Source organism: Akkermansia muciniphila, assembly GCF_040616545.1.
GTDB lineage: Bacteria > Verrucomicrobiota > Verrucomicrobiia > Verrucomicrobiales > Akkermansiaceae > Akkermansia > Akkermansia muciniphila_E.
Genome location: NZ_CP156688.1, coordinates 168,319 through 182,976, shown reverse-complemented (window position 1 = coordinate 182,976; position 14,658 = coordinate 168,319). Strand labels below are relative to the sequence as shown.

The 14,658-nt window shown below is 60.9% G+C and carries 12 protein-coding genes; 6 read left to right on the top strand and 6 right to left on the bottom strand.

Going from position 1 to position 14,658, the window contains the following annotated elements:
- Positions 1-75: 75 nt before the first annotated feature.
- Positions 76-2,397 carry a hypothetical protein gene (locus tag ABGM91_RS00715; protein ID WP_354832943.1) on the top strand — a complete coding sequence of 774 codons (2,322 nt, stop codon included), beginning with the start codon at positions 76-78 and terminating at the stop codon, positions 2,395-2,397.
- Positions 2,398-2,973: 576 nt separating this feature from the next.
- On the opposite strand, the gene ABGM91_RS00710 is transcribed toward ABGM91_RS00715, so the two are convergent.
- From ABGM91_RS00710 to ABGM91_RS00690, 5 genes are all read right to left on the bottom strand, one after another.
- Entirely contained in the window at positions 2,974-4,224 is a 1,251-nt protein-coding gene (locus tag ABGM91_RS00710) for a ferrous iron transporter B (RefSeq protein ID WP_290566754.1), read from the bottom strand.
- A gap of 160 nt (positions 4,225-4,384) precedes the next feature.
- A complete protein-coding gene (locus ABGM91_RS00705) occupies positions 4,385-4,873 on the bottom strand; it encodes a hypothetical protein (protein WP_290566755.1) in 489 nt (162 codons plus the stop codon).
- Positions 4,874-4,895: 22 nt separating this feature from the next.
- Positions 4,896-6,476, bottom strand: a complete 1,581-nt coding sequence (locus ABGM91_RS00700; RefSeq protein ID WP_354832940.1) for an arylsulfatase — start codon at positions 6,474-6,476, stop codon at positions 4,896-4,898.
- Positions 6,477-6,534: 58 nt separating this feature from the next.
- Complete coding sequence (locus ABGM91_RS00695) at positions 6,535-7,848, bottom strand: AI-2E family transporter (protein WP_354832938.1); 1,314 nt, start codon at positions 7,846-7,848, stop codon at positions 6,535-6,537.
- 35 nt (positions 7,849-7,883) lie between these two features.
- Positions 7,884-9,191: a PDZ domain-containing protein gene (locus ABGM91_RS00690; RefSeq protein ID WP_354832936.1), complete on the bottom strand. Its 1,308-nt coding sequence runs from the start codon at positions 9,189-9,191 to the stop codon at positions 7,884-7,886.
- A 123-nt stretch (positions 9,192-9,314) separates the two neighbouring features.
- Here ABGM91_RS00690 and ABGM91_RS00685 point away from each other — a divergent pair, with 123 nt between their 5' ends.
- The 4 genes from ABGM91_RS00685 to ABGM91_RS00670 are packed head-to-tail and all read left to right on the top strand — an operon-like array spanning position 9,315 to position 13,719.
- Positions 9,315-10,625 carry a serpin family protein gene (locus ABGM91_RS00685; RefSeq protein ID WP_354832934.1) on the top strand — a complete coding sequence of 437 codons (1,311 nt, stop codon included), beginning with the start codon at positions 9,315-9,317 and terminating at the stop codon, positions 10,623-10,625.
- Positions 10,626-10,664: 39 nt separating this feature from the next.
- A complete protein-coding gene (locus ABGM91_RS00680) occupies positions 10,665-11,060 on the top strand; it encodes a Minf_1886 family protein (protein WP_215429054.1) in 396 nt (131 codons plus the stop codon).
- Between the two features lie 14 nt (positions 11,061-11,074).
- The gene (locus ABGM91_RS00675; RefSeq protein ID WP_354832932.1) at positions 11,075-12,130 is read left to right on the top strand and encodes an agmatine deiminase family protein; all 1,056 of its coding nucleotides are present in this window, start codon (positions 11,075-11,077) and stop codon (positions 12,128-12,130) included.
- Complete coding sequence (locus tag ABGM91_RS00670) at positions 12,127-13,719, top strand: FAD-dependent oxidoreductase (protein WP_354832930.1); 1,593 nt, start codon at positions 12,127-12,129, stop codon at positions 13,717-13,719. Before ABGM91_RS00675 ends, ABGM91_RS00670 begins: the two co-directional genes overlap by 4 nt.
- Here ABGM91_RS00670 and ABGM91_RS00665 read toward each other — a convergent pair.
- Positions 13,716-14,054, bottom strand: coding sequence for a hypothetical protein (locus tag ABGM91_RS00665; RefSeq protein WP_354832928.1), 339 nt, complete (start codon positions 14,052-14,054; stop codon positions 13,716-13,718). The two genes, ABGM91_RS00670 and ABGM91_RS00665, sit on opposite strands and share 4 nt — an antisense overlap.
- 7 nt (positions 14,055-14,061) lie before the next feature.
- On the opposite strand from ABGM91_RS00665, the gene ABGM91_RS00660 reads away from it, so the two are divergent.
- On the top strand, positions 14,062-14,658 hold the full coding sequence (locus ABGM91_RS00660; protein WP_354832926.1) for a hypothetical protein: 597 nt from the start codon (positions 14,062-14,064) through the stop codon (positions 14,656-14,658).

The following is a 14,658-nucleotide window of genomic DNA, read 5'->3' as shown; positions in this document are numbered from 1 at the left end:
TCAGCCGGGATTTTGAGATTGCAGGGCCGCGGAGATCATGTAAAATCACCCCAATCTTCCAGCCATTTTATCATCATGACAGATCAGCCAGAAACCCCGTCTTCTCCAGAGGCTCCCAAATTACGCAGGCGTCTTGTAACGGCTGCCCCTCCCGCAGCGTCCAAGGTAAAGTTTGCTTCCCCTGCCGCAGAGGGCGTGGAAGTTGCCAAACCGCGTTTCCTCACTCCTGAATTGCAGGCCAAGCTGGTTCAGGAACAGGAAGAAGCCGCGCGCCGCGCCGCGGAGCAGGCGGAAGCGGACAGGATTGCCGCGGAAAAGGCCGCCGCCGAACAGGAGGCCGCCCGCATTGCCGCGGAAAAAGAGGCTGCCAGAATAGCTGCGGAGGAGGAAGCCGCCAGAATCAAAGCGGAGCAGGAGGCGGCGGAAGCCGCGCGGATCGCCGCGGAAAAGGAAGCGGCGCGCATGGCCGCGGAGGAGGAAAGGGCCCGTCTTGCCGCGGAACAGGAACAGAAGGAAGCTGCTTCCAAGCCCATGGCGGACCCCGCCGTGGATGCCCAGATCCAGGATGCCCTGGCTAAAATAGCGGAGGCTCAGAAAGCCCTGGCGGACGCTCAGGCCGCCGCTCTGGCGCAGGCCGCCGGCGTGGCGCCCGCGGCCGCCCAGGAACCGGCCCCCGCTGCTCCGGAACCAGCCCCGGCGCCCGCCGCTGGCACCGTTCCCAAATTGAAAGTTTTCAAGACGGCTTCCGCTCCCGCCCAGGCGGAGGAAGCACCTGCCGCTGCCCCGGATGAAAGCTCCGTGCCCCGGCTGAAGGTGCTGAAATCCCCCCTTGGCGCAGTTCCTGCGCCTTCTGTAGCGTCTGCCGCCTCTTCCCAGCCCGTTCCTGCCGCGGCTGCTTCCCCCACCGGCAGCATTCCCCTGCCGGGCACCGGCGGAATCCAGCCGCCTGCCGGAACGGAAACCGCCCGGGAAATGGTCGCCTCCGTGGATAAGTCCAAATCCCTGCTGAGGGGCGTGATTTACGGGGTATGCGTTCTGGTGCTTGCCGCCGGCGGCGTGGGGATTTACGCATGGCATACCAACAGCAAGAAAGACCAGGTGGAAGGGGAAAACGCGCGCTTGAACGCGCTGGTGGTGGAAGGCGGAAAGCTGGGCCGCAGCCGCCTGTTTGATTCCAAAAACCTTGGCCGTGTTCCGGACGTGAAAGTCGTGCCCAATGCGGAGGATGCCGCCCTGCTGCTCTCCAATATAAGGGGCGTCAAGGGGAACCGGGAAAACTGGCCCGGAGCCGCCCACCTGGTTTCCATCATGGCCCAGATGGATGACAACATTGCCCGCCAGGTAGTGGAAGACATGAAGAAAAACGTCGGCAAGTACAGCAAGGAAAAATACTCCATGATGGTGACGCTGCTGGCCAAATCCTCCAGCCCCGCCATGCGTGACCTGCTGAAGGACCTGTACGCTTCCATCAGCGAGAGCAAGAACAAGAAAATTCAGGACAAGCAGGCCGTGGTGCTCAAGTACATGCGCTTTGCGATGAAGCTGGACGACCTGGACGACATCATGAAGATTCTCCAGCAGAAGGATGCCTCTCCGGACCTCATTTCTTCTGCCTTCCGCACGGCCCGCTACCTGATTGACGAGGCTCCTCCTGCCAAGCGCACGGCCCTGTCTTCTAAGCTGTTGCAGTACCAGAAGAACATGCCGGAGGAAAACGTCAAGATTCTCTACAAGCTGCTGGCCCGCACCGGGGACCCCAAGGTGCTGGACATGATGGAAAAGAGCTACAAGGAAGACCCCAAGAAGGCCCTGGCCATCGTCACCGCCTGGGGGGACTGGAACACGGATGACGCCGTTCCGTACCTCTTCAAGGCCTGGAAGGATGAATCCCTGCATGAACGCGTGCGCTCCCAGGCCCATGATTCCATTCTCCGTGTGCTTTCCGTGGACCGTGACCGGGATGACAACGCCACCCTCAAGCTGTTTGAACCCCTCATTGCGGACGCCAAGACGAGCGAACGCCGCCAGTTCCTGGTGTCCGCCTTCAAGAGGCTGAGCAACCGCCCCTATGTGATCCGCCTGCTGGGCCGCATCAAGCAGACGGCGGAAGACCACAGGAATGAAGTGGAACCCAAGTTCCAGGCCGCGGAGGAAGCCCTGTTCAAGGCGGAAGACAAATTCAAGGCCAACCCGAACGATGCTGCCGCCAAGGCTGATTATGAAGCCAAGGAAAAGGTTTACAATGAACTTGCCAGTGAAAAGACTGGGGAAGACAAGGTAATTGCGGCGGTGGAAAAAGCCCTGGAAAAGGTTAAAAAGACGCCCGTTCCCACCAAAAAAGCCGCCTCCGGCGACGACAGGGAGGACGACGAGTCTTCCGTCATCAAGACCATTTAACCGGTTTTACCAACCGTATCCGGAAACCGGAGGGGGGCATCCCTCCGGTTTTTTGTGGGGAAGAACCGTATGGACCGCCGCAAGCCGTTGCGGCAGGTGAGAGGAAACCGGGAGTCAGAGAGGGAAGAATCCGGAAAGGGAGAAATCCGGTGGTTAAAAAAGAGCGGCTCCGTCCGTGTTTTTGTTCCGGAGCCGCAGAAGCCTGCGGCGCTCCATGAAGGACGGGAGGCCTTCATTCCCCGCTGGATGTGTTCCATTCAAACTGTGGGAAAACAGTCCTTTCACTGTGTCCCTTGATGGCCGTACTGCCGGGAGCGGGGGCTTCCCAGCCCTTGTAGAATCCCTCCGCAGGAAAAGGGTTGGATTCATTCGCCTTTCAGGCTCATTCACTCTGCGGGCTCCAAGCCTCCCTTTCCGTCCAGCCGCAACACGGTTTCCCGGTCCTTGCAGGAGAATTCCTTCTCTGCGCCTGGGCGGGTACTTCATACCGGAACATCAGATAGGTTCCGGTATCTTCCATGGCCGCATGCGTGCCGGGAAAGGGGCAACTTTCCTTTCTCCGGAAGCAATCCTCCCCTACAACAGCAATCCCGCCTGGTACACCAGCGTAGCCGTCAGAAAGCCCAGCAGCGTCAGACCTGCAAATTGGGCCAGCGCGAACCACCAGGTGCCTGCCTCCCGCTTGGCGACGGTGACGGTGCCGATGCAGGGCAGGGCGATGAGGCAGAACATCATGATGCTGATGCCTTGCAGCGGGGTGTAGCTGGCCTTGAGCCGGGCGTTCAGCGTCTGCTGGGCCGCGGGGCCGGAGTCCCCGTCCTGCACGGCAAAGAGGATGCCCATCTGGGTGACGAAGATTTCCTTGGCGGCAAAGGCGCCCAGCAGCGCGGAATTGATTTTCCAGTCAAATCCGGCCACTTGCGTGACGGGTTCCATCCAGTGGCCTATCTGCCCGGCGTAGGATTGCTCCATGGCCGCGGCGGCAGTCGGCGCGGCGCCTTCCTCCGGCCTGGGATAGGTATTCAGGAACCACAGGATAATGGAGGCCCCCAGGATGAAGGTTCCCGCCTTCCGGACGTACATAAAAGCCCGGGACCACATCAGATAGCCCACCTTCCGGAGGGAGGGGAGGCGCAGGCGTTTCATGTGGTGGGGGGAGTCCCGCTGCACGGTTTTGAAAAACGTATTTTTCAGGAGCCGGGCGCAGCAGAGGGCCAGCAGAACGCCGCTGGCGTAAATGCCAAACAGCACGGTAGCCTGCAACCGGGAGGGAAACAGGGCGGAGACGAACATCATGTAGATGGGCAGGCGCCCTGCGCAGCTCATCATGGGCAGTACGGCGATGGTGACCAGCCGGTCATTGCGCGCGCCAATCCTCCTGGTGGACAGGATGGCGGGAACCGAACAGCCGAAGCCCAGCAGGAGCGGGGCAAAGCTGCTGCCGTTCAGCCCCATGATTTTCATGATGCGGCCCATGAGGCGGGAGACGCGCATCATGTATCCGCTGTTTTCCAGCACGGTGATGGCCCCGAAGAGGAGAACCACATTCGGCAGGAAGGCCAGCACGCCTCCTACGCCGCCCACCACGCCTTCACCCAGCAGGGATTGCAGGCGCGGCCACGGTTCCAGCATGCGGCTGGCCCAGATGCTGAACATCTGCGTGCCCGTCTGGATCAGTTTGACCAGGGGGTCCCCGATGGCAAAGCTCAGGAAGAAGATGACGTAAACAATGCACAGGAAGATAAGAGTCCCCCATATCCTGTGCATCAGGACGGCGTCCAGCCTGGTTCTCCACCTGTTTTCCTGCGCCTCTGCCTCCCGTTCCATAAGTTACGGAGCATAAATTAGACCCTGCTAATTTGACAGGCAAGCTTAAAAATCACGGCTTTGCGGGAAGGCGTTTACGGATGCCGGCGGTCTGTTTTACGGGCTTGCGCCCGGTCCCTTTCCGTAGTTGCGCCCATAGTCTCCGGAAGTCCGGCTCCCGTTAGCGGCGCATGGCCGCAAGTCCCTGGATGAAAAGGATGGCCGCCGCGCAGCCGAAGATCATGGAGGGGAGCCACTGGAGCATGTACAGCGGGTCCGTGGAGTCGTTCCCGTAAGAGGGGAAGATAAAGGCCAGGATTAACGCGACCAGGGCCAGCCCCCACGCCAGCCAGGATACGGCGGGAACGGGGCTGCCGGTTGCCGTGTTCATGGGCTGCCTGAGGATTTCTTCCCTGGCTCCGCGGGCATCTGCGTCCCGCCCGGGGGAGGACGGCTGTTTTCTTTTAACGGGAGGGAGGGAAGGAGTTTTCTTCATGGCGTTTTCCTCCTCCTGCCCGGAGGGGGAAGAGGGGGCTTCCCCGAAGGGAAGCCCCGTTTTAACGTGAATCAGAACGCCGCACGACGCACAGCGCATGCCGGTTTTTGCATCCAGTTCAGCCGGGTAGGTGTACCCGTGCCCGCACTGGGAGCATGTGGCGGATTCTCTCATGATTCAGGTTGAATGGCTGTTGTTAGTCGTCCAGGGGAAGCAGGTCCACCAGGTCAGCCTTGGTTTCCGGCCTTTGGCGGATTTCCTGGAGCTTGGCCTTCATCTGTTCGCAAATGTCCGGATGCTGGGCGGCCACGTTGTTGAGTTCCTTGGGGTCCTTTTCCAGGTCAAACAGGCTGCCGCCTTCCGGGGACTTGCTCATCTTTGCTCCCAGTCCGCTAATCCCGTCGCGGATGGCTACGCCGGCGGGAATGAACTTCCACTTGCCGTGGCGGATGGCCAGCGCCTTGCCGGTGCTGTTGATGACGTGGTAGTCGCGGCCCTTGGCGGATTTGCCCAGCAGGGCGGGCATCACGTTTTCAGAGTCGCGGAAGGAGTTGGCCTTGCCGGGTTCCAGCAGTTGTTCCAGGGAGGCAGCCAGGTCCATCTGGTTGAACAGGGCCTTGCTGGTGGTTCCGGGCTTGACCACTCCGGGCCATTTGACGATGAACGGGATGCGGGAACCGCCTTCCAGAATGCTGTACTTGCCGGCGCGGAAGGGTCCGGCGGGGGAGTGGGTGGCATTGTCCCGCACGGCAAAATCCTTGTAGCCGTCGTCAAGCACGGGGCCGTTGTCGCTGGAGAAGATCACCAGGGTGTCCTTTTCCAGGCCGGCTTTTTGCAGGGCTTCCGTGATGCGCTGGACGCAGTCGTCCAGTTCCACGGTCACGTCGCCGCGCACGCCGTGCTGGCTCTTGCCCACAAAGCGTTTTTCCGGGCAGCGGGGCACGTGGATGTCATGCGTGGCGAACATCAGGAAGAACGGTTCCTTGGCCTTGGCGCTCTTCTGGATGTATTCAATGGCCTTTTTCGTGATCACGTCCGCGTTTTCCTCGTCCTTCCACAGGGCGCTCTTGCCGCCCTTCATGAAGCCGATGCGTCCGATGCCGTTGATGACGGCCTGGTTGTGGCCGTGGCTCCACATGAGCTTGAGCAGGTCCTTGTTATCCTTGCCGTTGGGCAGTCCCGGGAAGTTGCGCTGGTAGGACACTTCAATGGGGTCGTTCGGGTCCAGGTTGCGGACGTTGCCGTTTTCCAGAATCACGCAGGGAACGCGGTCGCCCGTGGCGGCAAAGATGAAACTTTCGTCAAAGCCTATTTCGTTCGGGCTGGGGGCGATGTGCTTGTTCCAGTCAATCTTCTTTCCCTTTTCCCCCAGGCCCAGGTGCCACTTGCCTACCATGTAGGTCTTGTAGCCGTGGGACTGGAGCATCTTGGGCAGTGTGGGCTTCTTGGTGTCAATAATCAGGGCGGCGTCCCCCGGCAGAATGCCCGTGCCTTCCTTGCGCCACGGATATTCCCCGGTAAACAGGGCATAGCGGGAGGGGGTGCAGACGGAGGTGGTGGAATAGGCATCCGTGAAGCGGACGCCCTGCTTGGCGAGCTTGTCAATGGAAGGGGTGGGAATCCCCTTGGCTCCATAACAGCCTACGTCCCCGTAGCCGAGGTCGTCAGCGTAAATCATGACGATGGCTTTGGGCGGCTTGACCTTGGGCGTGGTGGCGGCCGGGCAGGCCGCTGCCGCCGCCAGGGCCAGCATCAGGTGTAATGCGGTTTTGTTCATGTTGTCAGGTGTGTGTGGATGGTATTTGCTTGAGAAATGGAGGGCGGGATGCCGCGGTTTAACCGGGAGTGGGTTCTCCCGAACCTGGCGGGGGTGCTTCATGGGGCTCGTCCGGGGGAGGCAGGGGGTCCGTCATGGGGCGCATGCTGGCGTTCTGCCAGATGTACCGCTTGTAGAGAACCTTGATGGCGGCCGTCAGGGGGACGGCCAGCAGGGCGCCGATCAGGCCGCCCAGAATGAGCGTCCAGATCAGCACGGAAAACATGACCGTAAGCGGGTGGAGCTCCACAGAATCCCCCACGATCTTCGGCTGGATGATCCATCCGTCAAACTGGTTGACGGCCAGGAAAATGCCGGAAACGATCAGCACGTGCTGGAAGTCCCCCCACGTGAACCAGGCCAGCAGCACTGCGGGAATGAAGGCGGTGATGATGCCCAGGTACGGCACGATGCCCAGCACGCAGACCGCCGCGCCTATGGTGACGGCGTACGGAAGCCCAAGCAGTTTCAGGCAGATGGCGATCAGGATACCCTCAATGATGCTCACCAGCATCTGGCCGCGGAAGAAGGAAATCAGGTATCCGTTGATTTCCTCCATGGTGTCCACCACGTCCTTTCTGAATTTGGAGGCCTTCAGGGGCAGGATGCTGGGCCATTTCTCCCTGATCTTGTCTGCCTCCAGCAGGAAGTAGAAGGCAAAGATGGGGGTGATCAGGATGCTCACCATGATGCCTATGGTGCTGTACAGGGCCCTCCCGCCGGAAGTAAGCCAGCTCATGAGCTTGTCCTGGTAAAAGGAAGAATTGATGGTCATGTACGCCCCCAGTTTTTCCCGGGCGGTTTTGGCGTTTCTCAGGTCATGGAGTTCCGCCATGGAATAATGGCCCGCGTCCAGCTCCCGCAGGCTGGTGCTGTAAACGCTGTCGATGGTGCGGGAGATAAAGGGAATTTCAATGGTGGAGTCAATCAGCTCAGAGGTCTTGTCCCAGAGCTCCATCCGGTTGTCGATCAATTCATCCGTCTGCCGGATCAGCGGGGGCAGGATAGTGGCGCCGAAGCCCACCATGACGGCCAGCGCCGCGAACATGACCGTGACCACGGCCCAGGGGCGGGAAAATTTAAGGTGAACCAGCCAGGAGACGATCGGTTCCAGCAGGTAGGAGATGACGGCGGCAATCAGGATGGGCAGGAGGACCGGTTCCAGAAAGCCCAGGAGCTCCACTACTTCAAAAATGACGAAGGCCGCAATGCACAGCATCGCCAGGAAAGCGACTCCCGTCAGGGCGCACCAGCAGGTTTTTCTCTGGAAGAGTGAGGGAACGCCGCAGGCGTCAGGGCCGCCATGCGTATTCTGCTGCTGTGCGTTGTTCATACCGGTTGTAGAGAGATGGCTGAATGGGCGCGGATTCAGGCGGCTGAGCCTTTTTCCGGTTGATCTTCAGGGCCGGGGGAGGATTCTTCCGCCGGGCCCGCAGGCTGCTGTTCCCCGGCGCCGTCCCGGGCCTGGTCCTTTTCCTCCTGCTGCTTGACGTGGTTCTCAAACTCCTTCTCCGTAATGGCCTGGGGCGTGGGGTAATAATCCCCGGCGGGGGGCGCGGCCGGAACTTCCCATTGAATACGCACCAGTTTATTCCTGCGCTGGACCACAACGCTGGCCTGGGCCCCCCGCTGGGTGGTTACATATTCTACGAGATCCGGGTACGGATTCTTTCTCCCGTTGATGGAGACGAGCACGTCCCCCGTCCGGAGTCCGGCGTCCCAGGCGGGCGACCATTCGGCCACGTAGGCCTTCATGGGGCCGTTTCCGTTGCGGTCCTGGATGAAGGTCCCGCCCATCAGGTTGAAGGAGGCGGGGGCGGGCATGCGGTGGGTGGTGGAGCTGAAATAAAGGGCGTTCCCCGGTCCGTCCAGCCAGAACTGGCGGGCGGAAAGCGCGCCGTACCCCAGGATGATGTCAATGTCATTAGGAATGCCCATCACGTCCGGATTGGCGAAGCTCTCACAGAGCAGGATGTTTTTCAATTCCAGGGGGCCCAGCTGGAAGGAGCTCACGTGCATGCATTCATGCGCGTAAAACCCTCCCGCGGCGGGGCTGTAGCCGGAATAGACGCTGACAAACGCGTCCGGATAGGCCTGCTTGATGGCGCTCCAGCGCTTCTTGGAGATATAGACGGCATGGGGGGCCCCCGTATCCAGAATGATGCGGCGCCCGTGCTTGTCCGCAATCTGCGGGTAGTCGGAACCGGGGATCAGGGTCAGCTTGTGCCAGCTCTTGATTTTGGCGGGAAGCTTGTTGAAAAAACGGTGGGAGCGTTTGGGATAGTTGATGTTCCACACGTACTTGCGGATGCACTCCCAGCCCAGCAGGCCGTCATAGGGGGCCTGGTCCACCATCACCACGTCCTGCTTCCGGGAGATGGGCTCCCCGTCCTCCTTCAGGGAAATGGGTACATTGGCCGTGCGCATGACGCCCCTGCCGCGCAGGCGCGCGCCTATGGATTCCACCGCCGGGGAGAAAAGCAGGGAGGTTTGCACGGCGCCCGTATCCACGCCCATCATCAACTGCGTTCCGGAGCTCCAGGCCAGGGCCACGGGAGTGCCGTCCAGCGGGTTGGCCGCGTCAATGGGCGGCGAACTGCTGTCCTGGATGGGCCGGTGCGATACGCAGGAAGCGCACAGCACGGTTGCCAGAAGCAAAATGGAGAAACGGAACATAAAGCGTTCTATTCATAACAAACAGACCAGACGCTGGCAAGGTTTCCTTGCTGCCTGGGGGGCATTTTGACGGCATCTGATGGTAAAACTTGCCACGGCGGAAGGATCTGATAATGTAGGAGTATGATATTCAGGATATTGGCGTGTATTGTTTTTCTGGGGTCCGTGTCATGGGCAGGCATCCCTGCGCCTCCGGTTCCGGGCGTTTCCGCCCCTCCGGAACTGCGTCTGCTCCGGGCGGGCGCGGAAAAAAGCGGCGGCAATATCATGATTTCCCCCTTTTCCCTGTATGAAGTTCTCCGTTACCTGTTGCCGGGGGCGGCAGGGGAGACGAAAAACCAGATGGAGGCCGTTTTACCGGGGGACGGCGCCATCAGGAAGGAGTGGTCTTTTTTGTCACAGGATTTTTCCCGGTCATGGCGCTGTTATTCCGCCAGCCGCATTTTTGCGGACCGGTCCGTGAAATTGAAAGAAGACTATGAAAAGGCCGTGGGGGCGGACCGCGTGGTTCCGGCTCCGTTCCGGGAGAACAAGGCGGAAGCTGTCCGCCAGGTCAACGCCTGGGCGGCCAAAAACACGGGCGACCGGATCAGGAACCTTCTGAACCAGCAGGAAATAAGTGGCCGGACGGCGCTTGTGCTGGTCAATGCCGTGTATATGAGGGCATTCTGGGAGAGCAGGTTTGAAGGGAAGACGGAGGCGCAGGCGTTCTTCCGGGAGGACGGCTCTTCCTGCATCATGCCCATGATGAAGCAGCAGGTCTTCACGGAAGGAAACTCATGGCCCAGGCAGGGCGGCATGTATTATGAGAAGGGTGGAGTGCGCGCGGCCAGCCTGTTCTTTTCCGGGGGAAAGGGGGCTCCCGTGTTCATGGCCGTCCTGCCTCCGGAGGGGAAGAAGCTGAAACAATTCATTGCCGGCATGGCGGCGGAGGAATGGAACGGCATTCTCTCCGCCCTGTCCACCCGCGATGCCTCGGAGGAGACGCGCCAGCCCGGCAGAAAACCGCTGGAGCAATATTCCAGATACCATTTGCGTCTGCCCCGTTTCTCCCAGGCCTCTCCCACGCTCTCCCTGAAAGAAGCCCTGGAGGCCCTGGGAATGAAAGACGCGTTTACCGCCCGCGCGGATTTTTCACGCATGGGAAGTTGCGCGTCGGAACCCTTGAAAATCCATGACGTATACCAGAAATGCGCCATCCGGGTACGGGAGGACGGGCTGGAAGCCGTGGCCTCCACCGCTGATGACATGGAGCCTTTTGCCGGAACTCCTCCTCTTGGGAAAGGGCCGGAAATAAAATTCAACCGCCCTTTCCTGTGGCTCATTTACAGCCCGGTGGACCGGGCGGTGCTCTTTGCCGGAACCTTTGCCGGTCTGGAATACCCGGAAAAGGAACAGGCGGGCATGAACGTTGCGTGCTCCCAAAAACCTTGATTTTCCCAGGGGGGCTCTATAGGGTGGTGGTGCGCCGTTATGACCACCCCTACGTTTGAAGATGCCGTGAGCCGCATTGTGCAGAAAGACTCCCGTTTCTCGGAACGGGCGTATGCCTTTCTGAAAGATGCGCTGGATTTCACCATGCAGCGCATTGAAGAGCAGGAGGCGGGCTCCCAGCGCCATGTCAGCGGGCAGGAGCTGCTGGAAGGCTTCCGGGATTACGCCCTGGGCCAGTTCGGTCCCATGGCCTCCACCGTGCTGAAGGACTGGGGGCTGCGCAACGGCAAGAATGTGGGGGAGATGGTTTTTTTACTGATTGAGGAGGACGTGTTTTCCAAGCAGCCGGAAGATTCCCTGGATGACTTCAAGGGATTCATGAGTTTCCGCAAGGCGTTTGAGGAGCCTTACGAATTCCGGGATCAGCCCAGTTAACCGATCATACAGCCATGAGCAAGGAACCTGATGTACGCTGGCCCGCTGAATGGGAACCGCAGGACGCCGTCTGGCTTTCCTGGCCCCACCGCAGGGATCTGTGGCAGGGCGGCCTGGACGAACTCCGGCAGACTTACGGGCGCGTGGCCGCCGCCATTGCCCCGCATGCCCGCGTGTGCGTGAACGCCGCGGAAGTTCTTCATCCGGGCATCCGGCAGGCCATGCAGGATGCGGGGGTGCGGGAGGAACAGTACAGCCTGTTCAACCATCCCACCAACGACGTCTGGTGCCGGGACCACGGCCCCGTCTTTGTGCAGGACTTGAAGGACGGCTCCCTGATGCTGGCGGACTGGCAGTTTAACGCGTGGGGCGGCAAATTTGCTCCCTGGGACCTGGACAACGGCATTCCTGCCCTGATGGGCGCCGCGCTGGGGCTGCCCGTGCGCAGCTCCTCCATGATTCTGGAAGGTGGCGCCATTGAGGGGAATGGAGACGGCCTGCTGGTGACGACGGAGTCCGTGCTGCTGAATCCCAACCGCAATCCGGAATGGAGCCGCACCGCGATGGAGGAGGAACTGCGGCGCATGCTGGGCGTGAAGACCGTTTTCTGGCTTGGTTCCGGCATTGAGGGGGATGATACGGACGGCCATGTTGACGACATGGTGCGCTTTGTGCGCCGGGATGCCGTGGTCTCCATCGTGGAGCCGGACTCCTCCTCCCCCCATTACCGCGCCCTGGCGGAAAACAATGAACGGTTGCAGGATTTGAAGTGCGTGGACGGCTCCGGCGTGGAGGTAGTACCGCTACCCATGCCGGACCCGCTCCGCGCGGAGGACTGGCGGCTGGACCAGCTTCCGGCCAGTTACGCCAATTTCCTGATCGTGAATGACGCCGTCATTGTTCCCGTGTTCAACCAGCCCCGGAATGACGACCGCGCCCTGGGCATTCTGCGGGAATGCTTCAGCGGAAAACAGGTGGTGGGCGTGGATGCACGCAAGCTGGTGCTGGAGGGCGGAGCCATCCACTGCATCACCCAGCAGCAGCCCCGGCCGCGGAAGGAGGAGCCATGAGCGCGGAGGAAGGCGTAACGGTGGATGTGATTCTGCCGATGGAGAAGGCCGCGGACGAGCGCTCGCGCCGCGCCGCCGTGGCGGACAAGCTGGGCATTGCCCCCTCCCGCATCCGGGAACTGCGCCTGCTGAAGGAATCCATTGATTCCCGGCAGAAGAAAATTTTGTTTCAGCTCCGTTTTCTGGCGGGGGTGGATGAACCGCTGCCCCCGGAGCGCCTCCCCTCCCGGGATTATCCGCCCGTGAAACCCGGCGCCCCGGCGGCGCTGATTGTGGGATTCGGCCCGGCGGGGATGTTCGCCGCACTGCGCTGTCTGGAGCTGGGGATGAAGCCCGTGGTGCTGGAACGGGGGAAGGACGTCTCCTCCCGCCGTTTTGACCTGGCCCCCATTCTGCGGCAGGGCACGGTGATTGAGGATTCCAACTACTGCTTTGGAGAGGGCGGCGCGGGCACCTTCTCGGACGGCAAGCTGTATACGCGCGCCACCAAGCGCGGCCCGGTGAGGGAGGTTTATGAAATATTCGTCGCTCACGGCGCGCCGCGGGAAATCCTGACGGACGCCCATCCGCACATCGGCTCCAACCTGCTGCCGAACGTGGTGAAGGCCATCCGGGAATCCATCCTGCGCGCAGGCGGGGAAATCCATTTCAACGCCCGGGTGGTGCATCTGCTCCGTTCCGCGGACGGGCGGCGCATACGCGGCGTGGCCTGTGCGGATGGCCGGGAATTTGCGGCGGATGCCGTCCTGCTGGCTACCGGGCACAGCGCACGGGACGTGTACCGCATGATGCTGGCGGAGGGGCTGGCGCTGGAACAGAAACCTTTTGCCGTGGGGGTGCGCATTGAACATCCGCAGGCATTCGTGGACGCGCGGCAGTACCATCTGCGCCCGGACGGGAAACGCCCGGAACAGCTTCCGGCGGCGCGCTACTCCGTGACCACGACCATCCGTGACCGCGGCGTCCACTCCTTCTGCATGTGCCCCGGCGGCTTTATCGTGCCCGCCGCCACGGAAAATGACGAGGTGGTGGTCAACGGCATGTCCCTGGCCCGGCGTGACTCCCCCTTTGCCAATGCCGGGTTTGTGGTCAGCGTGCATCCGGAAGACACAGAAGCCTTCCGCAGGGAGCACGGCGTTCTGGCGGGCGTGGCTTACCAGAAGACGCTGGAAACCGCCTCCAGCCGGGCCGGAGGAGGCATGCAGAAAGCCCCCGCCCAGAAAGTGGAGGATTTTCTCAAGGGGCGCGTTTCCTCCTCCCTTCTTCCCACCAGCTACCACCCCGGCATTGCGTCCCATCCCCTGCATGAACTGTTTCCGCCGGAAATCGTGTGGCGCATGCGGGAAGGACTGCGGCAATTTGACCATAAGTGGCGCGGTTTTGCCGGGCCGTGCGCCCAGCTCATCGGCTGTGAGACTCGCACCAGCTCCCCCGTGCGCATTCCGCGGGACTCCGCCACGCTGGAGCATCCGGAACTGGAAGGCCTGTACCCCTGCGGGGAAGGAGCCGGGTATGCGGGCGGCATTGTTTCCGCCGCCCTGGACGGCCGCCGCTGTGCGGAAGCCATGGCACAGCAGGCGTCCCGTTAAAACGGTCTTGCGCGGCGGCCACCGGGGCTGCCGCAGGCTTCTACGGATAACGGGACGGAGGCGCTGCCAAAGGCGCACTCTTTTTTACCAATCCCGTGTTTCTCCCTTAATGTCATTGCCAGTTCTCCGGAGCCCGGCATTGTTTCAGTTGCCGCGGAGGCCTGCGATGCTCCATGAAGCTCTTTCCACGCTCCGCCGGACAAGGCCGCATCCCCGTCTGTTGACCTGTAAGAACAGCCTTTCGTTCCGGAAATAATTGGCGCATGCAAGCCGGAAGGGAAGAGGCCGGAGGAACGGTATTGCCGGAATGCATGTTTCTGGTATGGTGTTTTCATGGGGAAGATGGTTCGTTTTCTGCTCGTTTTAAGTATATCGGGAATGGCGGCCGCCCAGGATATTGCTCCTCCCGCCGTGCCGGACTTGAACCGGGATACGGAGGAGGGGAGGGTGCGTGAAAAGAATCGTGAAGGAATTCGGAACTTTCTTGCCCAGTTGTGCCTTGTCCGGAACCTCCCTGCCTTTGAAGTCATAATCAGGGGCGGCAACGGTCTGGCTACGGAATTTTACCAGGTGATCCTGGAGGAATTCCCGGAAAGCGCCCTGAAACGCTGTCCTGCGGATTTTCAGGAACTGATTGTTGCAAAAAAGCGGAAGATACAGGAATTCCTGGACGGAAAGGAAAAAAGCATTGTCTGGCCTTATGCGGCGGATGAAGAAGTCACTGCCTTGCTGTTCAAGTACGGCTTGAAGGATGAAGAAGACCGGATTGCCCGCTGGCTGGCTAAGAGGCTGGCCTTCAGGCAAAGCGATACCCCCGCGTTTAAAGCCCGGCGGATACATGAACTGAAAGAAGAGATGGAGGCAGGAAAAGTTGCAGTTCCCGGTGATGTGGGCGAGGCTGAAGAAATGGAGGGCCCGGAAATGCCGGAAGATGTATAA

Excerpts from the sequence above, each read along its gene's own strand:
- ABGM91_RS00665 (WP_354832928.1), bottom strand. The coding sequence starts at position 14,054 with ATGAAAACACCATACCAGAAACATGCATTCCGGCAATACCGTTCCTCC.
- ABGM91_RS00660 (WP_354832926.1), top strand. The coding sequence starts at position 14,062 with ATGGTTCGTTTTCTGCTCGTTTTAAGTATATCGGGAATGGCGGCCGCC.
- ABGM91_RS00685 (WP_354832934.1), top strand. The coding sequence starts at position 9,315 with ATGATATTCAGGATATTGGCGTGTATTGTTTTTCTGGGGTCCGTGTCA.
- ABGM91_RS00705 (WP_290566755.1), bottom strand. The coding sequence starts at position 4,873 with ATGAGAGAATCCGCCACATGCTCCCAGTGCGGGCACGGGTACACCTAC.
- ABGM91_RS00690 (WP_354832936.1), bottom strand. The coding sequence starts at position 9,191 with ATGTTCCGTTTCTCCATTTTGCTTCTGGCAACCGTGCTGTGCGCTTCC.
- ABGM91_RS00700 (WP_354832940.1), bottom strand. The coding sequence starts at position 6,476 with ATGAACAAAACCGCATTACACCTGATGCTGGCCCTGGCGGCGGCAGCG.
- ABGM91_RS00680 (WP_215429054.1), top strand. The coding sequence starts at position 10,665 with ATGACCACCCCTACGTTTGAAGATGCCGTGAGCCGCATTGTGCAGAAA.
- ABGM91_RS00675 (WP_354832932.1), top strand. The coding sequence starts at position 11,075 with ATGAGCAAGGAACCTGATGTACGCTGGCCCGCTGAATGGGAACCGCAG.
- ABGM91_RS00710 (WP_290566754.1), bottom strand. The coding sequence starts at position 4,224 with ATGGAACGGGAGGCAGAGGCGCAGGAAAACAGGTGGAGAACCAGGCTG.
- ABGM91_RS00695 (WP_354832938.1), bottom strand. The coding sequence starts at position 7,848 with ATGAACAACGCACAGCAGCAGAATACGCATGGCGGCCCTGACGCCTGC.
- ABGM91_RS00715 (WP_354832943.1), top strand. The coding sequence starts at position 76 with ATGACAGATCAGCCAGAAACCCCGTCTTCTCCAGAGGCTCCCAAATTA.
- ABGM91_RS00670 (WP_354832930.1), top strand. The coding sequence starts at position 12,127 with ATGAGCGCGGAGGAAGGCGTAACGGTGGATGTGATTCTGCCGATGGAG.